20 protein-coding genes are annotated in these 23,572 nt (G+C 44.8%); 8 read left to right on the top strand and 12 right to left on the bottom strand.

The genetic code is table 11. From position 1 onward, the window contains the following. Positions 1 to 23: 23 nt before the first annotated feature. The gene (locus AC0L6N_RS06905; RefSeq protein WP_473480062.1) at positions 24 to 2,312 is read right to left on the bottom strand and encodes a DNA internalization-related competence protein ComEC/Rec2; all 2,289 of its coding nucleotides are present in this window, start codon (positions 2,310 to 2,312) and stop codon (positions 24 to 26) included. A gap of 49 nt (positions 2,313 to 2,361) precedes the next feature. On the opposite strand from AC0L6N_RS06905, the gene AC0L6N_RS06900 reads away from it, so the two are divergent. Then, entirely contained in the window at positions 2,362 to 2,904 is a 543-nt protein-coding gene (locus tag AC0L6N_RS06900; protein ID WP_011574600.1) for a DUF2062 domain-containing protein, read from the top strand. Between the two features lie 60 nt (positions 2,905 to 2,964). Here AC0L6N_RS06900 and AC0L6N_RS06895 read toward each other — a convergent pair whose 3' ends face one another. From AC0L6N_RS06895 to smc, 4 genes are read right to left on the bottom strand one after another with little or no spacing between them, the layout of a single operon-like run. Then, a complete protein-coding gene (locus AC0L6N_RS06895; RefSeq protein WP_473480061.1) occupies positions 2,965 to 3,303 on the bottom strand; it encodes a DUF3392 domain-containing protein in 339 nt (112 codons plus the stop codon). A 3-nt stretch (positions 3,304 to 3,306) separates the two neighbouring features. After that, complete coding sequence (ligA, locus tag AC0L6N_RS06890; RefSeq protein WP_473480059.1) at positions 3,307 to 5,340, bottom strand: NAD-dependent DNA ligase LigA; 2,034 nt, start codon at positions 5,338 to 5,340, stop codon at positions 3,307 to 3,309. A 50-nt stretch (positions 5,341 to 5,390) separates the two neighbouring features. Then, complete coding sequence (gene zipA / locus AC0L6N_RS06885; protein ID WP_473480057.1) at positions 5,391 to 6,725, bottom strand: cell division protein ZipA; 1,335 nt, start codon at positions 6,723 to 6,725, stop codon at positions 5,391 to 5,393. 24 nt (positions 6,726 to 6,749) lie between these two features. Then, positions 6,750 to 10,244, bottom strand: a complete 3,495-nt coding sequence (smc, locus tag AC0L6N_RS06880) for a chromosome segregation protein SMC (protein ID WP_473480055.1) — start codon at positions 10,242 to 10,244, stop codon at positions 6,750 to 6,752. 238 nt (positions 10,245 to 10,482) lie between these two features. Here smc and cysZ point away from each other — a divergent pair, with 238 nt between their 5' ends. Continuing rightward, the gene (gene cysZ / locus AC0L6N_RS06875) at positions 10,483 to 11,217 is read left to right on the top strand and encodes a sulfate transporter CysZ (RefSeq protein ID WP_473480054.1); all 735 of its coding nucleotides are present in this window, start codon (positions 10,483 to 10,485) and stop codon (positions 11,215 to 11,217) included. Between the two features lie 18 nt (positions 11,218 to 11,235). On the opposite strand, the gene AC0L6N_RS06870 is transcribed toward cysZ, so the two are convergent. After that, the gene (locus AC0L6N_RS06870) at positions 11,236 to 12,303 is read right to left on the bottom strand and encodes a 2-dehydropantoate 2-reductase (RefSeq protein ID WP_473480052.1); all 1,068 of its coding nucleotides are present in this window, start codon (positions 12,301 to 12,303) and stop codon (positions 11,236 to 11,238) included. A gap of 87 nt (positions 12,304 to 12,390) precedes the next feature. Here AC0L6N_RS06870 and AC0L6N_RS06865 point away from each other — a divergent pair, with 87 nt between their 5' ends. From AC0L6N_RS06865 to AC0L6N_RS06850, 4 genes are all read left to right on the top strand, one after another. Beyond that, entirely contained in the window at positions 12,391 to 13,665 is a 1,275-nt protein-coding gene (locus AC0L6N_RS06865; RefSeq protein WP_473480050.1) for a GGDEF domain-containing protein, read from the top strand. Between the two features lie 4 nt (positions 13,666 to 13,669). Then, positions 13,670 to 14,929, top strand: a complete 1,260-nt coding sequence (locus AC0L6N_RS06860; RefSeq protein WP_473480049.1) for a glycosyltransferase — start codon at positions 13,670 to 13,672, stop codon at positions 14,927 to 14,929. A gap of 173 nt (positions 14,930 to 15,102) precedes the next feature. After that, positions 15,103 to 16,488, top strand: a complete 1,386-nt coding sequence (locus AC0L6N_RS06855; RefSeq protein ID WP_473481277.1) for a GGDEF domain-containing protein — start codon at positions 15,103 to 15,105, stop codon at positions 16,486 to 16,488. 93 nt (positions 16,489 to 16,581) lie between these two features. Further along, entirely contained in the window at positions 16,582 to 16,881 is a 300-nt protein-coding gene (locus tag AC0L6N_RS06850; protein ID WP_011574590.1) for a hypothetical protein, read from the top strand. A gap of 42 nt (positions 16,882 to 16,923) precedes the next feature. Here AC0L6N_RS06850 and AC0L6N_RS06845 read toward each other — a convergent pair whose 3' ends face one another. After that, positions 16,924 to 17,643: a DUF3307 domain-containing protein gene (locus AC0L6N_RS06845; protein ID WP_473480048.1), complete on the bottom strand. Its 720-nt coding sequence runs from the start codon at positions 17,641 to 17,643 to the stop codon at positions 16,924 to 16,926. Beyond that, the gene (locus AC0L6N_RS06840) at positions 17,643 to 18,275 is read right to left on the bottom strand and encodes a MarR family transcriptional regulator (RefSeq protein ID WP_473480046.1); all 633 of its coding nucleotides are present in this window, start codon (positions 18,273 to 18,275) and stop codon (positions 17,643 to 17,645) included. Before AC0L6N_RS06840 ends, AC0L6N_RS06845 begins: the two co-directional genes overlap by 1 nt. Positions 18,276 to 18,520: 245 nt before the next feature. On the opposite strand from AC0L6N_RS06840, the gene AC0L6N_RS06835 reads away from it, so the two are divergent. Continuing rightward, the gene (locus AC0L6N_RS06835) at positions 18,521 to 18,745 is read left to right on the top strand and encodes a DUF3565 domain-containing protein (protein WP_473480045.1); all 225 of its coding nucleotides are present in this window, start codon (positions 18,521 to 18,523) and stop codon (positions 18,743 to 18,745) included. A 65-nt stretch (positions 18,746 to 18,810) separates the two neighbouring features. On the opposite strand, the gene AC0L6N_RS06830 is transcribed toward AC0L6N_RS06835, so the two are convergent. Continuing rightward, a complete protein-coding gene (locus AC0L6N_RS06830; protein ID WP_473480044.1) occupies positions 18,811 to 19,845 on the bottom strand; it encodes a purine-nucleoside phosphorylase in 1,035 nt (344 codons plus the stop codon). Positions 19,846 to 20,095: 250 nt separating this feature from the next. Here AC0L6N_RS06830 and AC0L6N_RS06825 point away from each other — a divergent pair, with 250 nt between their 5' ends. Then, on the top strand, positions 20,096 to 20,635 hold the full coding sequence (locus tag AC0L6N_RS06825) for an isochorismatase family protein (protein ID WP_473480043.1): 540 nt from the start codon (positions 20,096 to 20,098) through the stop codon (positions 20,633 to 20,635). A gap of 68 nt (positions 20,636 to 20,703) precedes the next feature. Here the strand turns inward: AC0L6N_RS06825 and AC0L6N_RS06820 are convergent, their stop codons facing one another. From AC0L6N_RS06820 to AC0L6N_RS06810, 3 genes are all read right to left on the bottom strand, one after another. Then, positions 20,704 to 22,407, bottom strand: a complete 1,704-nt coding sequence (locus AC0L6N_RS06820) for a SufS family cysteine desulfurase (protein ID WP_473480041.1) — start codon at positions 22,405 to 22,407, stop codon at positions 20,704 to 20,706. A gap of 132 nt (positions 22,408 to 22,539) precedes the next feature. After that, positions 22,540 to 23,154, bottom strand: a complete 615-nt coding sequence (locus AC0L6N_RS06815) for a DUF6942 family protein (RefSeq protein WP_473480039.1) — start codon at positions 23,152 to 23,154, stop codon at positions 22,540 to 22,542. Beyond that, positions 23,154 to 23,546: a DUF2750 domain-containing protein gene (locus AC0L6N_RS06810; protein WP_011574582.1), complete on the bottom strand. Its 393-nt coding sequence runs from the start codon at positions 23,544 to 23,546 to the stop codon at positions 23,154 to 23,156. Before AC0L6N_RS06810 ends, AC0L6N_RS06815 begins: the two co-directional genes overlap by 1 nt. Positions 23,547 to 23,572: the final 26 nt, after the last annotated feature.

Raw genomic sequence — 23,572 nt, 5'->3', positions numbered from 1 at the left:
ATCAATTATTTAATGCTCAGTTTTCAATCAATTGTCTGATTTGCATACCAGTATGGGTAGTTATTTTGGCGAAATGTACTCACCTGAGCGCCACTGTCGTTAATGCTTATTTGAACCTGCCCATGCTTTGATGTGCGATACAGCTGTGCATCTGTTTGTTGATACCGCTCTACCACGGCCGTTTTTGGAAACCCCCACCGATTCATGAACCCTTGACTGAACACAACAAAGTCGGGCTCTACCGTATCAATAAATGCCATAGAGGAAGAGGTATTACTGCCATGATGAGGGGCAATTAGCACATCCGATCGTAAAGCTGTGCCGTAACGGGCTATTAACTTTGCCTCTACAGAGGCGTCTATATCCCCAGTTAACAACAGACTAAAATCACCGTCGCTAATTCGCAGTACGCAAGAACTATTGTTATCGCTATACAAATTCGGGTCGTCTGGCCACAAGGCCTTGACGCTTAGCCCTTGCCACGTGAGCTGCCAATTTTGCCTACACAGGTCTTGTGTGGTGAACAGGGCCTCTATCGCCATTTTCTGACGTAGCGCCGGCAAACTGCCGCTGTGGTCATTATCAAAATGACTCACAACGAGCGCACTCACTTCACCCAAGCCTTTGCTTCTCAGAAAAGGCAACAACACGCTATCGGCCATATTAAACCCACTGGGGTACGCCGCTCCTACATCGTAAACCAAAGCTTTGTTAGCTTTGAGCACCACAACCGATAAGCCCTGCCCCACGTCCAGCACATTGATTTGCCAGTCGCGTTTAGCATGAGGGAGTCCAAACGTTAGTAATGGTATACAAAGCACCAGCGCTAGCAGGCGCGGTATTAGCCCCCTTGGCAACAAAAAAGTTATCGCTGCAATAGTAAAGCAAACCCACACAATCCCAGGTATGGCTTGAATGCTAAAAGCGGCTCCGGACCAACTCTCCATTAGACTGAGTTTATCCAGTAAAAACTGTAACCCTACATCCACCAGGGTAAATACATGTTTCCAGTACGGTATGGATAGCAACATCATTATTACTCCTAGCAAACACATGGGCACAATGATCAGTGTTACAACAGGAACCGCCACTAAATTGATGACAGGCGCCACGACTGATACAAATGAGAACTGCCACGCCACCAAAGGCAGCATTAAGAGGCTTAGGGCCAGCTGTAAACGGCACATACTAGCAAACCAGGTTTTAATCGAAAATCCTCGATGGCGCACCGGCCAGCGCCAAAATACGAAGCCGATAATTGAGACCGCTCCAAAACTAAGCCAGAAGCTTTGACCAAAAAGACTCAAAGGAAAAAGTACAATAAATGCGCTCACTCCTACCAACAAAATTCGTTTAAACCCCCAATGGGTGCAACTAAAAACAAGCAAGGCCGTTAGCGCCAACATAAGCCATGCCCGTAGCGCTGGTAAACCGAAGCCTGCTAAATAAGCATACCCTAACGTGGTAATAAGCGTGATGAAGACGCTGATGAAATAGAAGTTGGCGTTTTGCCCCTTGATTAACACCCGGTAACAAAAAAGTAAGACACTGGCGATAAGCAAATAACAAATACTGCCTACAAGCGCCAAATGTAGGCCAGATATTGCTATCAAATGGGCGATACCAGTCCGTTGTACCAAAGACCAATCATCAGGTGTCAGTAGCCCTCTATGCCCCAAAGAAAGCGCTGCAATCCAGGGCGTTGTATCCAGCTTTAAAGCCATAATATCGTCGAGCAGACGCTGGCGAACAGAACTATCAGATTCAACTAGACTATTGTTTTCATTAGTTTTTACGTAACCCGTCGCCACAACACTTTGACTAAACAGCCACTGCTGATAATGAAAACCACCTTGATTCGCCAGCCCATGAGGAGGCTTTAACTTAACCCACAATTGAGCCAACTGCCCTTGCTTTAAACGCCATGTTGGCTGCGTCCAACTGAGGCGGATTAACACATCCTTGGCTAACGTCTTGTCATCAATACTGGATATCTTGAGGTTAAATCGTGCGCTATTTTCGTCATCGATTAAACTTTTCACCTGCCCTTTAACCCACACACCTTGGGTAAAATCGCTTGATGGTAGTTGCCAAGTTTGCTGCCAATGCCCTACACTTGCCATCCAAAAAATGCCGAGTAGAAAGCTGCAACTTAAAGATTTAATACTCAAAAGGGTTGAATTACCCGTAGGTAAACGCCAAAGCAGTATGGCAAGCGTTAGAATTATTGGTAGAATGGCGAGCGCAGGCAGAGACAACCAGAAAAGCGCAGATATGCTTGCTGCAATAAAACTGAAAAGTCTTCCGTCCATAGTGCTAAGCACATCCTGTAGATCACTTCTCAACACATTATAGGGAATCATGCTGAAAAAGTTCATTAAACGCTTTTTACCGGACCATCATAAAATTAAAAAGCAAAAAGCATTGAAGATATTCGGCTCCTTGTTGCACGACCCAAATCTTTGGCATCTTAATCGTCGTTCAGCATCTGGCGCGTTTGGTCTAGGTCTTTTTTTCGCATTCTGGCCGGTGCCATTTCAGATGTGGCTATCCGCCGGGGCGGCCATTCCCCTTAGGGTCAACCTGCCACTTTCGGTCGCCACAGTATGGATCACCAACCCTTTCACTATGCCGCCAATTTTTTATGGGGCGTACTTAGTCGGCGCAACGATCCTAGGCACTGACACGCAAGCGTTTCACTTCCAATTAAGTTGGGATTGGGTAGTACAAAGCCTAGAGACCATAGGGCCGGCATTCCTACTTGGCTGTGGCGTGTGCTCAATCGTTTTTGGTTTAGCGGGCTTCCTTGGTTTAAATTACATCTGGCGCTGGTCTGTGGTGAAAGCATGGCAGGTTCGCCAAGCAAAATACGCTGCCAAGCAAGCTAAATTGAAGCAACCTTAGTAAAGCAAAAAACCAGCCTTAGTAGGCTGGCTTTAATTCAAGAGACTGGCACAGGCAGCTCTATATGTAACGCCTGTGCTCAGCTAAATAACCCAGAAGTAAGAACAGGCTCACAATACACAATCCGCGATACATACTGGGTATCATCATCAAGATTAATTTTACGTGTGGCGTGATAAAAATCACCAACGCCCCGTAGCCAAACGCACAAATAAGCACGAATACAGAAGTGCGAATAATGAAGTGATATGGCGACAATATATGTTTAACTTTTTTATTCAGTATATCCCCATAGATTACCAATACTGTCGCCACGATCGTCATCGAAATTTCAGTATAATATGGACTTGCCCAACGGGTTAAGGTCGCTAACGCATCGAAAATAAATGATGTATCCATGCCTTAACCTTCAAGGTCGGCGAACATGGCTAACATGTCATCTTCGTTCATGACCTTTACCCCCAAATCCTGAGCTTTAGTTAACTTAGAGCCGGCCTTTTCACCGGCCACTAAGCAATCGGTTTTAGCCGATACACTGCCCGATACTTTTGCTCCCAAGCTTTGCAACTTCGCTTTAGCCGAGTTTCGGTCCATCACATTTAACGTCCCGGTGAGCACGTATACCTGCCCTGCAAGCGGCAACTCATCTAATGCTACCTTTTCGATTTTTGGCCAATGTACGCCGGCCTCTAACAGTGCACTAATCACTTCGAGGTTGTGCTCTTCCTTGAAAAAGTTAAACACGTGCTGAGCCACAATAACACCGACATCCGATACTGCTTGTAGCGCGTCCAGATCTGCTTGCTCAATAGCCTCCAACGTTAAAAAGTGTTGTGCTAAATTCTGCGCTGTCGCCTCGCCCACTTCACGAATGCCTAAAGAATATAAGAATTTGGCTAATGTGGTTTTTTTGCTTTTTTCTAAGGCGTTAACTAAATTTACCGCCGATTTTTCGCCCATTCGCTCCATACTTGATAAAGGAGCGATATCCAGAGCAAAAAAATCAGCCGGGCTTTTAACCATTTCAGCGTCGACTAATTGCTCAATTAATTTATCCCCGAGGCCATCCACGTCAAGCGCTTTGCGTGATGCAAAATGCTTCATGGCTTCTTTACGCTGAGCCTTGCAGTACAAGCCTCCCGTGCAGCGAGCCACGGCTTCGCCTTCTAGTTTTTCAATCGCTGAATCACAGACCGGGCAACTTTCAGGGAATACAATGTCTTTAGCGTCATCTGGGCGCTTATCTGCCACTATCGCCACTATCTGCGGGATAACATCTCCTGCTCGGCGAATAATGACGCTGTCACCAATCTTGATACCCAAACGATTGATTTCATCTTGATTATGCAGCGTAGCGTTAGAAACCGTCACGCCTCCAACAAACGTCGGTTCGAGCCTGGCTACTGGCGTGATTGCACCGGTTCTGCCGACTTGAAACTCAACGTCGAGCAAGATGCTCATCTCTTCTTGCGCAGGAAACTTATGGGCTATCGCCCAGCGCGGCGCACGAGCTACAAAACCCAGCTCTTGCTGCATGGCAATATTATCAACTTTGAATACTACGCCGTCTATGTCATAGCTTAGCTGGCTTCGCAGCTCTCCAATCTTATGAAAGTAGGTTAAGCACTGTGTTGCACCCTGCGCCACCTCAAGCTCTTTGCTCAAAGGTAGGCCCCATTCGCTTAACTGGGCTAAGCGCGATGAATGCGTTTCGCCCAGAGGTTGTTGTTCGTTTTCGACCAAGCCCAGCGAGTAACTGTAAAAGAGCAAAGGTCGTGCTGCGGTGATCTTCGGGTCAAGCTGACGCAAACTCCCGGCAGCGGCATTTCTCGGGTTAACAAACGGTTTTTTACCCTTTTTAATCTGTGCTTCATTTAAAGTAACGAAGCCTGCTCGGGTCATGATGACTTCACCTCGCACTTCTAATCGGCTCGGAAAGTTCTCTCCTCGCAAGCGCAAAGGCACGTTAGCAATAGTACGTACGTTAGTCGTGATGTTTTCACCTACTCGACCATCGCCCCGTGTGGCAGCGCGAACTAACTGCCCGTTTTCGTACAAAATACTCACTGCTAGGCCATCAAGTTTAGGCTCGCAGCTAAAACTAATTTCACTGCTTATCTTTAAACGGTCTTTGATGCGCTTTTCAAATGCCTGCATGTCATCTTCATCGAACGCATTATCAAGAGACAACATGGGCACTTCGTGCTCAACCTGTTCGAACGCGCTAAGAGCTGCTCCGCCCACTTTTTGCGAGGGAGAATCCGGGCTGCGTAGATCAGGGTGGTTATTTTCAATGTCCAGCAATTCACGCATTAAGCGATCATACTCGGCATCAGGCACGGATGGGTTGTCCTGTACGTAGTATTGGTAATTGTATTCGTTGATGGTGTTAATAATTTGTGTCAGCCTTTGAGCAGGCGACAAAGCATTAGACATATAATGTTCCAAGATATTCAAAGAAAACAGGGAGCAGGCGCTCCCCAAAATTAACGGTGTATCATTCTCTTACGTTCAAATTCACGGATGCGTTCGACGTATTGTTGTAACCCTTGTTTGGTTAACATACTGCGGCGGCCATCCAGTATTTGGCCATTAAATTCATCGGCAATTTTACGCGTGGCATTGTGCATCATATTAAAAACTTGATGAGGGTCACCCTCAATGGGCAAGATCATAAACAACGTGATCCCCTGCGTGGTAAAGTTCTCTAAATTGTCGATGTCAAACACCCCGGGCTTGAACATATTAGCCAAGCTAAACAATACGGGGCCTTTACCGTTGGCATTAACATGGCGATGAAAAATATCCTGATCACCAAATTTAAAGCCTAATGTTAGTAACATAGGCAACAACGTAGCACCTTGAATGGGCGCGTCTTCTGCTGTTTTTACATTTAATACCAACACTTCTTGCGGCTGCTCTTGCGCTTTCTTCTCAGTGTCACTTTTCTGCGGCTCGTCAACATGATGGTCGTTGCTTTGTTGCTGCTCGTCAAAATCAATGTTCAATTGATCCTCAGCGAACTTGGGCTCTTTGCGCTTACGACTCGCACCTTCATTTTTTCGCGTATGCATGACTTTTTGTGTTACTTGTGAATCAAGCTGCGGCTCCTGGTTTTGTCTGCTCACGGCGGACGAATCGGCAGAAGTTTGCGCTTGAGCAGCATCATTGGCCTTCAGCAGAAAAGTAGGTGGTTCAGGGATATCGCTCGCTTGCTTAGTACTGGCACTGGTGTAGTGATTATTTTGTGGGGTATATTCAGGCTTTGGTTGCGTTACTACCGAAGCATACACTTTGCCAGGCGTAACCGGTGTCTTTGGCTCTGACGTTGGTGCTTCGGTTTTAGGGGCTAAGTCTGGGTTTTCAACACCGTTTTCATTACTTTTTGCCCCCTTTTCGTCTGCTTTCGCTTGCTGAGCTTCACTGTCAAACGCCAAATCATCATCGGCATAACTCGCCAACGTATCGTCAGCAATTTCGCCTAAGTCATCTTTAGCGTGATGAGTGTTGCTTTGTACATCAGGGGCTTTAGCGTTACGACTGACCACACGCACTGGGCCCACACCGAGATCGTCAAAGTCGCTTTGAAAATCACCCGCTCCTTGGGCGTCACCCTCGGCACCGGTGATGTCATCATCCAGTGAAAACTGAGGTTCAGATCCCCCGTCATCCTTGATACTGCGGTGATGTCCGGCTGCAAATTTCGCCTTCGATTTTGCCTTGCCCGAGGACTTGCGAGATACCCATAAGCCATGAATCAATACCCCAGCAATTGCCACGGTACCTACTATAAATAACGTCCAGCGTAATACATCTTCCATCGAATTAACTCATACCCTTTTTTATTATGCTTGCGCGATAGCTAAAGCTTGTTCCACATCAACAGCGACCATACGTGATACACCCGGCTCAGCCATGGTGACCCCCGTTAAGTGACTAGCCATTTCCATCGCAATTTTGTTATGGGTGATATAAATAAATTGCACACTGGTAGACATTTCGCTTACCAGCTTACAAAAACGCCCCACATTGGCATCATCCAACGGTGCATCGACTTCATCCAACAAACAAAAAGGTGCTGGATTCAGTTGAAAAATTGCGAAAACCAATGATAAAGCGGTCAGCGCTTTTTCTCCACCAGAAAGCAGATGAATTGTGCTATTTTTCTTGCCCGGTGGTCGCGCCATAATACTCACCCCTGTTTCCAGTAAATCGTCATCGGTCAAGGCTAAGTAGGCAGAGCCGCCCCCAAAAACCTTAGGAAACAAAGTTTGTAAGCCATTATTGACTTGATCAAAAGTCGTTTTAAAGCGACTTCTGGTTTCTTTGTCAATTTTACGTATTGCTTGCTCCAACGTGTCTAGAGCGGATTCAAGATCTTGATTTTGTTCATCTAAATGTTGTTTGCGCTGAGCTTGAATATCGTATTCCTCAACGGCAGCTAAGTTAACAGCCCCAAGCCTAGCGACTGCAGCAACGGTGCGCTCTAAATATTCTTGCCAGCGCTTTTCGTCGCTATTTTCGCCTATTGCCTCAAGTAAAGGCTGTAACTGCACTTTAGCTTGGCTGAGCTGTTCGATAACGCTTTTGGCACGAACGCGGTAACCTTCACACGCTAATTGGCTAGTTTGTACATCTTGCTGCATCTGTTGAATCTGCGCATTAATGCTTTGCTGACCTTTTTCAATCACCGCGAGTTGGTGCTCAATTTCACCCAAGGCTGTATTTAGCGTTTGCTGCTTATCATCCAGTTGCTTATGCTCTGTTAACATCGCCTGTAGAGCCCCAGCTTGCTCATCGAGTGGAGTAGACAATAGCGATAACTCGTTGTTCAACTGTTCTTTTTTATACAACATATTTTGCAGTTGAGCACGCTCGCGCGCTTGAATGGTCTGTACGTTTTGTACTTCCGCTTGTTGACCTTTTAAGGTTAAGGCGTGTTGATGTTGTTGATTTTTTAGATTATCAACTTGATGGCGCTGCTCTCGAAGTTGATTGTTAAACGCTTCACGCTGCCGCTCTATATCGTTTTGCTGCTCTTCTAGCCCTAACAGTGTTTCAGCCAACTCTTCGGTCTGCGCAGTAGTTTCACTCAGTTCGGCTTGCTCTTTAAGCAAGATGTCTTGTTGGCGCTTAAGTTCCGCTTGGAGCTTTGTCACGCGCTGAGCGTTCGTTTGCTGTTGCTGAACCAACCATTGGTGGTGATTTTTATGCTCGCTTAGTGCTTCACTGCAACGAGATAAATTGCCCTGTGCTTGCTCTTTAAGTGTACTTAAATGCTCAACGTTTTCTTGCGCTTGCTCGTTAGTGCCCTGTGCTTCTTCGCACTGTTGTTGTATAGCCGGCAGCGCAGATTCAAGAGCGGCGATCGCGTTAGCGCGCTGTATACTGCCGCCGGCATCTTCACTGCAACCATCGAGCGCCCAATCCTTACCAAGCCATAAGCCATCTGCGCTGACAATACTTTGCCCGCTGGTTAATGCGTTACGCGCAGCCAAAGCCTCTTGCCGGGTACGAGCGATACGAATATCCGCCATCCACTGGGGAATGACACTGTCACCGAGCACGGTAGCCAAAGTCCCTTCTTTACACGCTAAATCGCCGCTTTGATCGTTGTTATTATTGACGACTAAGGCAATGCCTTGGCACTGCGCTTCTTCAAACACGCCAATATCGTCAACGTTATTCACAATAAGTGCATTTTTCCACTGATCTGTAACTGCTTCGACAGCCTTTTCCCATCCTGAGTTTACGGTTAACGCAGCCTGCCATGGTTGGCTATCAATGCCCTTTTCCAGTAAATATTGTTGATAATCCTCATGACCTCTTGCTAAATCTTGTACGCCTTGCAAAGCTTTTATTTGCGCCTCTATGGTTTGCAATTCACCTTGTAATTTTGTTTGTGCGTCGCTGAATTTTCGCCAATCTAACTGAGCTTGATGCAAAGCCTCGTTTCGAAGCTGGTATTGTAACTGCGCCTCATCATATTGCTCTTGGATGAGTTGTTGCGCCGTTTTGGCCTCATCTATTTGCGTTGCAAACTCGTCCGTTTTTAGACTATTGATCTCACTGGTAATTTCACTTATGCGCTCTTCACTGCGCATTTGCATGGCTAAAATTGATTGGATTTGGCTATGATAACGTTGCGCTTGTTGCTTATATTTTTGAAAGGTTTGTTCTTGCTCTCGCCATTGATTTTGCTCGGCTGAGGTGCGCTCTTCTGTATTTTGCAATTGCCAAATAGCATCTTCTAGTGCTTGTTGTGCTAATTCATGTTCTGGCCCATGTTGTTCAATCACGTCGGTTAACTCAGTCAACCGAGTGACACTAGCCTGCAGCTCAACCTCACTGTCTTTTACTGCCTCCTTTAGAGTGCTCAATTCTTGCTTAATTTGGCCAATGCGTTGTTTACTATGCAGTTGGTTTTGTTCTAGGCGAGTGATGTCGGTGCCAAGGCGAAAATACGCTTGTTGTGTATCTTGCAGTTGCTGTTTGAGTTCTTGCTGGCGTGTACGATAAACTGTTATTTCTTTTTCATCTCCTCGTTGGCGGGCAATAAAGGCTTCTAGGTCTGCCTCTTGCTGATGCGTTTGTTGCTCTAGGCTAACTATTTTGGCGTTAAAGTTAGACCAACGCATGGCCGCCAATTCATTTCGATATTGTCGCTCCTGCTGTTTTAGTTCTTTATATTTCTTTGCAGCTGATGCTTGTTTTTCCAATTTTTGTAATTGCGCACCTAACTCACCGCGGACGTCTTCTAAGCGCTCTAAGTTTTCTTTGGTGTGGCGAATGCGGTTTTCAGTTTCTCTGCGACGCTCTTTGTACTTGGAAATACCTGCCGCTTCTTCAATAAAGACTCGCAGCTCCTGGGGTTTTGATTCGATCAGCCTTGAAATAGTGCCCTGTTCAATGATCGCGTAACTACGCGGGCCAAGCCCTGTGCCGAGGAACAAATCGGTGACATCTCTGCGACGACACTTACTGTTGTTTAAAAAATAACTCGACTGGCCATCTTTGGTGACTAAGCGCTTAACGGAGATCTCATTGTAACTGGCAAATTCCCCTTGAATACGCCCAGAGGTGTTATCAAATACGAGCTCAACGGTACATTGAGATACCGGTTTTCTTGCCGTGGAGCCATTGAAAATAACGTCGATCATGGCATCGCCACGTAAGTTTTTCGCAGAGCTTTCACCTAATACCCAGCGCACAGCATCTATCACATTGGATTTTCCGCAGCCGTTCGGCCCGACTATGGCGGTCATATCATCAACAAAGGGGATGCTGGTAGGATCTACAAAAGACTTAAACCCCGCGAGCTTTATTTTCTTTAAACGCATGAATAAAAAGAGGATTCCGGTTTTATCGTTATTATGGGAAACAGTGGAAATGTAGCAAAACTCACCCCATGTAACAATTGACGTTTTGTCGCGACCATGTTCGCCAGTATAATACCCTAAGATAGCAACAATATTTGCTAATTAATTCAAGGTATTAGACATTTTTTGGCGAACCAACGATAAACGCACAATTAAGCTATAGACAAACCGATAAACAGTATACAAAAGAGGCAACACATTGAATTACTTCTTACAGGGCTTTTCCCTTATTCAAACTAAAGGCTTAAAACGTTTCGTTTTTATTCCGCTGGCAGTAAACTTGATCTTATTTTCAGTGGCTCTGTACGCTCTTTTTGGGCAAATAGACGGCGCTATTATTTGGCTTGTTGATTTAATACCCGATTGGCTAGGCTGGCTCAAATCGGCTTTGAGTTATATTATCTGGCCTCTTTCTGTTATCACTATCTTGCTGGTTTTCGCCCTTATCTTTGGCACGCTCGCCAACTGGATTGCAGCCCCCTTCAACGGTTTACTAGCCGAAAAGGTTGAGAAACACCTGACAGGACAAGACTTAGGCGACACAGGCGTATTAGATGTTGTGAAAGACATTCCCCGCACATTAGGCCGTGAATTTTCAAAACTCGCTTATTATATACCCCGCGCATTGGGTTTCTTGTTGTTGTTTTTTATCCTGCCGGTCTTCGGCCAAGTGCTGTGGTTTTTGTTCACCGCTTGGATGATGGCAATCCAATATTGTGATTACCCATTTGATAATCACAAAGTATCGTTTAAAGATATGCGACGTACCCTAAATCAAAGCCGTGGAAACTGTTTTAGCTTTGGAATTGGGGTCAGCGTTTTTTCGATGATCCCCATCGTCAACTTTTTAGTTATGCCCGTAGCCATATGCGGTGCAACCGCCATGTGGGTAGACAATCTGAAACCCAAATTACTCAACGACAATCAGCACTAATTCGTCAGTGCTGACAAATTAGTGCTGGCGAGTTAGCCGTTGTAACTGGGATGCGCTCACTGGGCGAGTAAGTGCGGTTTTTACTCGCTTAGCCCCTTGCTCATGTTTACTGTTAGGCGCAGTTAACGCTTCGACTAACGCCACAATGCGTGTGTTTGCTGGGGTGGGTACTCCCACTCTTGCCCCCTCATCTACTACAGCTCCGTTTAAATACTGGATTTCTGTTGGCTTATTTTGAGACATGTCCCACCACATAGATGTACGCACGTTAGGGTCGACGGCAAGCATTTTATTCGCCACTAACTTAAACAAAAAGTTGGGCAACTTAAGGACATGGGGTACAAGGTTAGCGGGTAGCGCAGTGACTTTTGGTAACTCAAGTCCTAGTTCTTTTGAGACAGCCAACAACTCTTGCATCATAGCAGCAATGACAATCCGATAGCCTCGTTGCTCTAACATGCTTTTCACTGGGATGTCTGCCAAGGCATTGATGCTATTGCCCAAATTCAATTGTAACTTGGCCCATAGCAATGACTGCATGTCATTGGTGATACTGACCGGCAGAAGTTCGCTGTCCAACGTAGCGTGCAAATCCTCACTAATAACAGGTCTATTCGCTTGCTCTATTGTTAAGTGGCCCTCTGAGCCGCGATGCAAGTGGCCTTTTTCGAGCTCAACGACGTTAAACGGCACCATCACTCTAAGTACAGTGTTGTGTGGATAAGCATTTTTGACTGGTTTGTCTGAGCCTAGGCCATTTTGGCAGCACAAAATGACCGTGTTTTTATTGACTAGCGGCGCAATTTCGAGCAAAGCGCGTTCAACGCCATGGCATTTAACGGTCAACCATAAAAAATCACAGGATATTTGCTCAGGCTTGAGCTTTGCGAGAATTTCACTATCGAGAAAATTGAGATTTTCTACTTGCGCATAATGCTCTTGATAATCCGTTAGCACAACGCCCTCAGCTAAATTGCGCTTCACAGCTGCACGGCAAACAAGCGCTACATTTAGCCCTAAATGATGCATACTTGCGCCTAGGTAACTGCCTATTAATCCGGCTCCAAAAACTACGTGAGACGACATACGGCTCCTTTTAACAGATTGATAATATTCATTTAATTTGCAGCAAATTAACACATACACTTATAGAACAAACAAAAATTTCATACAATGCTCCTTTATGCCAAGTTCGAGCCGGACACTTTGACCTATTTGTACAACATTTTTAAACGCCTATTCGTATATGCAGCGCTATTAACACTCGTTGTTTATTTTGTTGAGGCACAACCTGCCTTATTACTGGACTGGTTTTCTCCCCTGCCTTGGATTGGATATTTATCTCTTTCAATTTCAGCGGTGATCGCGCTTCAATTTGGTCGTAGCAGATTGTTTTGGGTCTGCGTTTTACTGGCTATATTACTGTTTTTTACCCATGGAGAAATAGCCCTTTCATCGGCGTTTAACCGCTATCTACCGCTAATATTCTTGGTCATACTCGGTTATTTGAGTTGCGCTAAAGACAGTGGGTTTTCTGCTTACAACTTGGTTATCACCTTGGCGAAGATTTTTGTCGTCGCCATCGTCAGCTATTTGGTGCTGGAGTACATTCCTGCGGTTACCCAAAATAGCCTAAGTCCAATTTATACGTTCGCCAATCACATTGACCCACGTTTAAACGCCTTGTATTCGCCATTTGAGTGGTTAGTCGTGCTATTTACCCTCGCATTATGCTTTGTGCGTTTTATTTTGATCTCAGATAATAACCATGGCGCTTTACTTCTCGCGGTGGTGCTTATCGCAATGATGCCCGCTTATGCAACGTTTGAATTACACAATGTATTGGCGTTGGTCTTAGCCACCAGCTTTTTGTACGCTATGCTAAAAGACAGCTTTAATATGGCTTTCAAGGATGAGCTTACGTCTATCCCTTCACGACGAGCCTTAATGCAATACGTCAATACGCTGGGGCGAAAATATGTGGTGGTGATGGCGGATATCGACCACTTCAAAAAATTTAACGATACCTACGGCCATGACGTCGGCGACGAAGTCCTTAGATTAGTCGCCAGTCGCTTAAACAAAGTGGGCGGTGGCGGAAAAGCGTTTCGCTTTGGCGGCGAAGAATTCATTTTGATTTTCCCTCGTAAATCACCACAACAAGCGTTGCCTTTTGTAGAACAAATACGCCAAATGATCGCAGATTACCCTATAGCCTTACGGGATAAGCCTCGGCCAAAGAAACGTCCTAAAGCCGCCGCAGGGAAAGGCTCTACGTCAAAAAATAGTCAAGGAAAAACGGTTAAAATCACTGCTAGTTTTGGTGTTGCAAAGCGAAGCAGTCAGTTCAGCCAATTTAGCGATATCATGAAACAAGCAGATATTGCCCTCTATGCCGCCAAAAAAGCAGGACGTAATTGCGTTCAATTGGCAAAACAACCTGAGTAGCCTTATGTCAATTCAACATATTTTAGTTATAGGCTATGTTTGGCCAGAGCCTAACTCTTCAGCTGCAGGCCAACATATGATGAGCCTGCTGACACTTTTCATGCAGCAAGGTTGGTCTGTTAGTTTTGCGAGTCCGGCGGTTCAAGGTGAGCATAAAATTAATCTCACTGAGTTTGGTATAAGCGAACACAGCATTGCCCTTAACTGCAGCAGTTTTGATGACTTTATTTTGAATCAAGCACCAGATGTCGTGGTGTTCGACCGTTTTATGTTGGAAGAACAGTTCGGTTGGCGTGTTGCTAAGCACTGCCCAAATGCACTTCGCGTACTTGATACGGAAGATATGCACAGTTTACGTGATGCTCGTCACCGTGCATTCAAGCAAGGCAGAGACATCACTGAAAGCGATCTTAAAAGCGATTTGGCGTTACGTGAAATCGCATCCATATACCGCTGCGATCTCAGTTTAATCATATCGAGTTTCGAATATACCCTGCTGCAAAATACCTTTGGTGTGCCAGCAAACCTGCTATATCACTGCCCGTTTATGCTTGATATTGAAGACATAACGCAACGATATCCCAACCTGTCTTTTTCGCAGCGCCAGCACTTTGTCAGTATTGGTAATTTTCGCCACGAGCCAAATTGGAACGCCGTACTGTGGCTAAAATCCGAAATTTGGCCCTTGATACGACAAGCGTTACCCACTGCTGAGCTGCATATTTACGGGGCTTATCCGCCCCCTAAAGCAACCCAACTACATAACCCTAAACAAGGGTTTTATATTAAAGGTTGGGCACAAGATGCTAAAGCGGTGATGGCTAATGCCAAGGTGTGCTTAGCCCCCTTAAGGTTTGGCGCCGGCATCAAGGGCAAATTGGCAGAAGCGATGCTGTGTAATACGCCTAGCGTAACCACATCCATCGGGGCTGAAGGTATGTGTGATGAAGCACTATGGCCAGGTGCCATTGCTAATATCGCGGAAGAGTTCGCACAAAAAGCGGTGGCTTTGTATCAAGACGAAGGGCTTTGGCTAAGGTGCCAACAGCACATTGAACAGGCACTACTTCGGTTCGATAAACGAACCATTGGGCCGGCTTTGATTTCGCGTATTATTGAAACCAAGTGCACGTTATCAGCACATAGGTTGAAGAACTTCACTGGTAGCATGTTGCAACACCATCATCATAAAAGTACCCAATATATGGCCCAATGGATTGAAGCCAAAAATCGTTCAATTGATAATTCAGAGGGCGATAAATAATGCAATCTCACATGACACTATCGATTATTTTTCATACAAAAAATAACACTAAAATGGTATATATTTCATTCACTAAACTAAGTAATATTATTCGTTTTTGAACATATCGGAATTTTGTGTTGAGCACTTCCCAGCGTAGTAACTTACTCAGTATCGGGTTCAAAGTGCCCATCATGTTGCTTGTTATGGCAATTGCGGTAGCGATTAGCGGTTACTTAACGTTATCCGACTCGGTAGAAGAACAAAGCCGACTGCAGCAGCAATCCATGTCTCCAGCTTTTGATTTAGTCACGCAGGAGTTGGTTAAGCCGCTGCACACTGCACAAATACTTGCCAATACCCAAACCTTGCGCCGATTGATGAATGCTCAAATCATCGATGACAAGGCGATACTCGATTTAGTCAAGCGTATGTCCATGGACTACAATATGGACTTTTTTGTTGCCAGTGAAAACAGTCGCAAACAATATAACGCCAATGGCAGCACATTAGACTTAAAAGAAGGCGAAGTTGAATGGTATTTTCGCGTTAAGGAACAAACTCACAATGTGGCAGCAGCGTTAGGTAACAGACAAGATATTCACATTTATTTTGACGTGAAAGTATTCAATGATCAGGGTGCATTTCTCGGGTTTATTGGGGTGGGTAAACGCTTAAAAACGTTCTTGGACGCATTTGATAGCTACAAAGATGCTTTCGGTTACGATTTCGTGTTTGTGGATAATAAGCAAGATGTTGTACTGGCATCAGATCCTGACCTATTGGCTGATGGAAAACGTATTCTGTCAGTTGAGCAGCTATCTTGGTTTCAAGCATTGACCGCAGAACAAAAATTATTGCCCAGCTTGAATAATATCATCGTTAAGACCCCTGATTATATTAACCTCATCGCACAGATAGACCTTAAAGCCTTGCACTGGAAGCTCTACCTTCTTACTCCGCTATCATCACGTAAAACCGCCAGCACCGATGCATACACCAGCCATACCTCGTTTGTTTTGTTGATTATTTTTGTGGTTTTTGTGACAGCTCACGTCATTATTCGTTTTTTTGAGCGCGAGTCGGCTAAAAAACATCAGCTTGATCCTCTTACTCAATTACATAATCGTGAATATGTGCAATGGCGTTTTGACAAAATAGTCAGAGCCAATCAAGAAGCCAGTTTAATTATGGTCGATGTGGACAATTTTAAACGTATTAATGATTCCCGCGGGCATAATGTAGGCGATAAAGTGTTAGTAGAATTTGCGGTGTTACTGCAAAGTGAATTACGTGAGCACGATGCGATAGCCCGCTGGGGCGGCGAAGAGTTTGTTATTTTATTACCCGCAACGAAACTTGAGACAGCCAAAGCGATTGCCCAGCGCACCTGCACGCTAATTGCGGCTCAACCGATTGCACTTCAGGATGAAGCTGATTTAGCGATTTCAGCCAGCTTTGGCGTTACCTATGCCGTGAAAGCACGTTCACTAGAGAGAATGGTAAAAGTCGCAGATGACGCATTATATGAGGCTAAGCACGCTGGTAAAAATTGCGTACGTGTTCATAAAATGAATTAGTCAGAATAGGTCTAGCTAAGCATTAATGATATTAAAAAACGATTACTACCCCGTGTTATAATCAATTTTTAATTAAGTCAGCTCGGAGTTATTGTGCTCGCTCGTGTTCGCAACAAGGTATTGTTTAGCTCTAAACGCCTTTCAGCCTATTTAGTCACCTACCCTAATCAACATAAGGTCATGGCTCATATTGACCCAATCGCCAAGGGTAAATACTACAAATTCAATATCGTGTTAAGACAGCCCAAAGTGGGTGGTGTGTTTCATTGTCAAAAGTGCATTATCAATTTATTCGGCCGGGTTTATCTTTTCAGACCGGATAAATACGAGCACAGCGTTACTCGTATTGAACAAGGTGAGCGTAAACTTCTCAGCTTCGCTGTGACGATTTAATCATGGTTGTAACAACACGCTGACCGTGTAGCCACTTAAGTATCAGAGTCTATTGACCCACCAGCCCAGTAATAACGCACATGAGAAGCTTAATAAGGTGCCCAGCATCATGTACTCAGTTAGCTTCATGTCTTTTTCTTTTGTTAAGTCGCCAAATCGAAAAATCGTTTTGGCTGCTAGCAAAAAGCCTACACCCGCAAATTGGCCAATCAACACAAACGAGATAATTAAGCACCTTTCTATATAGCCGATCCAGCGCCCTGCAGATGCAAGACCTGTTTGTTTATCCGCTAATTGTGCGGTGTAATTATCCAGAGCGATTGTTATGGCTATCGATACCGGCCGACACGCAATCACATAGGCACACGTTATGGCTACATATTTCACTTTTAGGAGCAAATATAGCTGTGTTTTTATCTCGGCCAAGCCAATACCACTAAGCGCTAGTGCAGCCAAAGCGATGATCACGATATGAAAGAATTGGTCTAATAAGAAGTAGCTTAGTTTGTTTGGTTGATAAGACTTCCATACATCGATAAGCAGATGTGAAAAGCCTATCACGACAATAGCTATCCAGCCTTGTGCAGTTAAGAAGCCGGCCAACCATATGGTAATAGTGAGCAGAACAACATGAGACAGCACATGTTTACCTAGCCCCCATGAGGCAAAATGATGATTATTTCGACAGGTTACCCAGCTATCTTTCTGAATATAAAAATCACCCAGTATGTGAGCTGCAATCATCAATAAAAACAATATCATTAGTCACTTTCCTTGCTTAATTTTTCCTCAAAAAAAACAACATAGGTTTTAATCAAATCCGCGCTAATACGCGCTAAATGCTTAGTCACGTTCTGTTGACTGGTTGACAGTGCATTGGCTAACTGGGTGTGAGTGGGAAAATCCATACTTAAATAATGAAAAAGCACCCTCGCTTGTTTTTGTGTGTGCGAATACAACACGTTATCTAAAAACTGCGTTGCTAGCACAAGTGCATCAAAAAATGCGCCCCCCTCATGATGTAAGCTAATGTGCCCACTAGGTGTACTGTCCAGTCCTCTACCTGATAAGGTAAATGCGCTACCTTGTGAAACACTGGGTTTGTTACCGTCAATAAGCTGCTCCCCCAAGCCTACAGACAACGTAATTCCCAAAGGTCGTTGAGTTGCATCAGTACTAAAGAGTAGGCTTTTAAGCTCAATTGCTGCGCGCATAGCATGTTGTGGCTGCTTGAAAATAAGCTGCAAACTATCACCACGATAAATTTCGCCTTTTGCAGCAAATCGTGTTTGGCATTTAGCGAGATAATCATCCATGATATTGACCGCACACTGGTAATCTTTCGCAGGCATGGCCGTCGAGTCTACTAGGTCTCCGGTTAAAACAGCGATCATACGTGTACCTCAGGTCGTAGCCTTTATCGATTAGGCAATTAGTTTACGATAAATCTGACGGTTCATGCAATTAAAACAACCAAATTAGATTGTTAAGTTAAATAACAACCAAAAACGATTGTTTTCCTTCATTACAACCAAAACTGACTGTTGTCGCTACAAACACGATCAACTATTCATTTTAGGTAAACGTAAGAGGTAAGCTACATGGGCGCCATCAGTAGCATATAGAGGAAGAATCAATCATGAAGCAGCCAATTATTGGTTATGTAAAAGATGACGAAGACCATTGGGTAGCGAAACTCGGCTGTGGTCACCATCAACATGTACGGCACGATCCTCCGTGGACAAACAGGCCTTGGGTGATAACAAAACAAGGCCGTGAGCAACATCTGAACATGGTCCTTGAATGCAAAAAATGTGACCAACAGGCTCCCCGAGATTTTACCCTGACAGATCCTATGGATTAAGGTTAGGTGAGTGCCGACAGCTATCAACACTCACATAACACTTGGGCTGAAGTGAAAAGATAAGACTATTTTGCTGAGTAACCGTCTTTAAAGTCAGACCAATGCGTGACGATGTGATCAACCACACTACCACCGACTATGACAATATTTTCCACGGTTTCGGCAAATCCTCCGGCGGTTTCACCCGGTGCAGGGTCAAGGTGCGCTAACGTAGATTCATTAGGATTTCCTTGGTCAAAATTCACCGCACCTCGTAAACTGAGCATTCTGTCAGTACCCACTGTCCGCGCGAGTACTTGGGCAATCGCCACTCCTTCCATTTCCGCGATCATGTAGTCATCTGCGCCATATAGCTCACTCATGTATTGTGCTTCAGCTGACAGACCTGGGCCATGAAAGAAAGTATCGCCGGCGATATGCGTGCCCACAGTCACTGCTGGTTTACGTCGCGCTTGCGGTTCTGGGTAACGCATACGATACGCCTGAGCCGAAGGTGAGTCTTTTAGCTGAGCATTTTTTGATAAAGAAACCGCGAAATTGACTAACGCAGGGTTAAGCTGATAGCGACGAATATCTTCATAGCCTTTCCTGGGCATAAATACAGGCGCTCCCGCCTCGCCTTCTTCTGGCATCCAGCGGTGACCCAAATCGTAATCGATTAACCAACTGCCCCAATTAACATCCGCGATGGTGCCCTGCGAGGGAGGAATTCCGCCCACGCCACTGATCATGAAATAACTATGAGAGAAATCAAACTGGCTATTTAAAACTATCGCGAGCATTGAGGATGAAGACGCCACTTTGCCCATGCCTAACACCGACCCACACACGCCATTTTTATTACAAAATACCGGCGTCAACGCCCCCGGGATCGTGATTGGTTGGGCCTCGGCAAAATAACGCTCATACCAATGTTGAAATTCTCCCGCTTTATCCCCTTGATTTTCACCGATTTCAAACATGCCGGCTATAAACACTTTTACAGCAATCGGCTTTTTCTCTGCCCCAATCACTGACACACTTACTAATAGGCACAAGGCACAGACTAAATACTTCAACGAATTACTCCCGAATGAACGAATAACAAATAAATAGGCCATTAATGAAAAATCACTAATGCATAAATAACAAAGGCAAAATAAAATACTGGCTGCGACATAGCAATAACCGCACCTGACATGTAAAAAAATAAGCGCTTATAAATCAACATATTGAACAGAAGTGTACAGTTTAAACCACCGACAGTTGCACCAATAAAGAGCAAGCATGCAGTCACAGTAGTGCAAAATTCGTTGTTATCACACCCATCCTTGGTTACCGTACTTATCATCTAAAGTAACAGGCTAACTGATGCTACAAACAAACGATACTGGCCTTGTTGTTATCGATATACAAGGCAACTTAGCCCATCAGGTGTTTCAAAGCGAAACACTGCTTCATAATACACTTACGCTCATCAACGCTGCCCAAATATTAGCTATCCCCATTATATGCCTAGAGCAAGCCCCACTTAAATTAGGTCCGACAGTTCCACTGTTAGCCGAAGAGCTTACGCATCATCCCCTTATCACTAAGCACACCTTTAATGCATGTGATACACAGACGTTTGTAGACACACTACACGATAGCCAAAAGGACAACTGGCTTGTCTGTGGCATAGAAGCACATGTATGTGTTTATCAGACGGTGCTTGGCATGCTGGACTTAGGCTATCACGTAGAAGTGGTCAGCGACGCTGTCTCATCAAGAGTCCAAGAAAATAAAGCGTTAGGGATAAAGAAATTAAGCGCACGCGGAGCAAGCATCACGAGCGTAGAAATGGCTTTATTTGAGCTAATAAAAGACTGCCGTTCACCTGTCTTTAAGACTATTCTACCCTTGATAAAATAATTCACGCTCATCCTTCGCATTCGTTTTCCATGCTAATAGCCACATCAGCTCATTTTTATACATCCCAACTAACGTGAGTGAACCTGATGTTGAATTTGTTCAATCACGGCTTGCAAGCCATTGCCTCTTGATTGACTCACATGTTTACCTAGACCCAGCGCGTGTAAATAATCATGCAGACTAAATTGCTTTATTTGACGCACCGTTAGACGCGCTAATGGCTCAAAAATGATGGCCAATAACCCGCGTACGATTTTACTTGGCGAATGAGCAGCTAAAATAAGGTGATCATCGCGTACAACGCATTTCAGCCACACTTGGCTTTCACAGCCCATCACTTCGTATTGCCCAGTGTGATCCTCAGGAAGCAATTTATGCAATTGTTTACCGGCGAGCATGATTTGCCGGTAGGTTTCATCCCAGCCCTTGGCCTGTCGTATGCTCAGCGCCAGTGGCATAGTGTCAAAATCAAACGCCTTGTCATTCCATGCTTCATTTTGCGGTGCAGTGTTTTTCACCACTGCTACTGACGTTAAATCTTGGCTGGCGTTTATAGATTCAGGGCGCAGCGAGCTTACAATACCTTGTAGCACGTCAATGAAATGATGTATTTCTGGCAAGGTGTTGTAGCCACTCAAGGAAACCCGCACCGTGCCATCAATTGAGAGCGCCTGCATCAATGGCATAGCACAATGATGACCTACCCTAACCGCGATATTATGCTCGTTAAGCAATAGCCCAAGATCCTGGTTGTTGATCCCATCGACAGTGAATGATTGCACGCAAACGCTGTTTTCAAGATCCCCCCATAAACGTATACCTGAAATGCTTCGCAAGCCGTTAACTAACGCGGTATACAGGGCTTGCTCTTGTTCATGGATTACCGATTGATGCGTCTTTAAAAAAGACACGGCCGCCCCTAAACCCAACACGCCAGCAATATTAGGTGTGCCGGCCTCAAATTTGAACGGTAATCCTTGAAAGGTTGTACCTGAAAAACTCACCTTTTCAATCATTTCACCACCGGTTTGGTACGGCGGTAAACCATCGAGTAATACTTGGCGGCCATACAAAACGCCAATTCCCGTTGGGCCAAACATCTTATGCCCACTGAAAACATAAAAATCACAATCAAGCGCCTGCACGTCTACGGGTAAATGAGCAATAGCCTGGGCACCATCAATTAGCGTTAATGCCCCATGCTTTTTGGCGTGAGCGATAACGTGCGAAATTGGGTTTATATTTCCCAGCGCATTAGAGACATGACTAACCGCTACCAAAGCAGTTTTATTGGTGATTAAACTTTTAATGTTTGCTAACTGCAGCACACCATCTTTATTCACTGGGATCACTTTTATGTGCAGTCCCAGTTCATTAGCGATTTGCTGCCAAGGTACAATGTTCGCGTGGTGCTCCAGCGCTGACAACACAATCTCATCACCAGATTCCACGTGCCCCTTGGCCAATACGTTAGCCAATAAGTTAATGCTTTCTGTTGTGCCCTTGGTCCAAATGATTTCTTTTTCACTGCTGGCATTGATCAATGCAGCGACATCTTTACGCACTTGCTCAAAGGCGTTTGTGGTGTCAGCAGATACTCGGTGGCTAGCACGGTGTACATTCGCATTTTGCTGGGAGTAAAAGCGACTTATGGTATCAATAACTGGCTGCGGCTTTTGTGTGGTGGCACCATTATCGAAATATAGCCAAGGCGATCCGTCATTTTGTTGGTGAAAAATGGGAAATTGCTGACGTAAAAACAACTCAGACATAACACGCTCAAACATAATCAATAAAGGCTGCGAATTGTTGTTAATATCAGCGGCTTTATCAAGTCAATTTGGCTATTTACGCCCACTAATAAAAAATAACTGCGCGCTTTTCTAAAAGTAGAAATCAAATGGCTATTGATTAAGCGATTTTAACAATTCAACTAAGCGGATAATTTTAATATTGGATAACTGGCGGTAATCAAAGTATGGGCAAACCACTGTGCGGGCAATCTGATCAATAGCAAACTCTTCACCGTGCCATGTTAAGTTCAAACCTGCAGTCTGAACTAAAGATTTTGCATAAGTACGGCCCATTATAATGTGATACGCATTATGAATTGTGCCCGTTATAGCGTTATCAGCGCAGCCGTTGCCGTAATTAGGCAAGCCTTGCTGTGGTAAGGGCGGGCTAAAAAGCAAAGCGGTCTGACTGTCTTTTTGCAGCAAGACTTTATCCCTATAGACTTGCCAGCTTGCACAGCCCGCACCGGGCAAACATGTATCTAATACGGGATCAGCACTTCGCCAAGCAAACACTAATTTTGCATAAACATTAAAGACTTTACGCCAGCCATTACCACACTGTCGATTGAGCGCTTCAATGTCCCCCGTGCAAAAAGGGCGCATTGTATTTAGTAGAGATAAATCTTGGTAATTTGGCCGATTGGCGATATAGACGTTGATGCGGGCGTGGTTAACCCCTAGGCCCGCATCATCACTAGCCTCAGCATAAAGACAAGACGTCACTAGGATTCTGTTTGCAGTTCCTCATTAATACATTCAAGCATTTCCTGGGCTTCAAGCATGATCCCTTCTTCGTCTTCACTCAATGGGAACACCAACACCAAGGTACCATTTTGTTGCATACCGGGTAACCACACCTGATGCCACTGGGCAAAGTCAATTTGCTTCGGCTCACAATCTGGGAAGTCATTTTTAACCCAAGCTTGCGCAAATTCAGCGTAAGGCCATACGGGTATACAAGCATCATCTTCAGCTTTAAGCATTAGCCAGCCATTGTCGCCGAATAATCCCCACAAATGTTGACGCTCAATCATACGAGTAATAGCGTAATCAAAACGCTCTTCTGGTAATAACTTGCTAAGGGCAATAAATTCTTCCGCTGAAATTTCCGTCATGTTGAGTTCCTGAATTTTGAATGAAA

The sequence above is a fragment of the Paraglaciecola sp. G1-13 genome (genome assembly GCF_055809255.1).
This window is presented reverse-complemented; position numbering and strand designations above follow the sequence as displayed.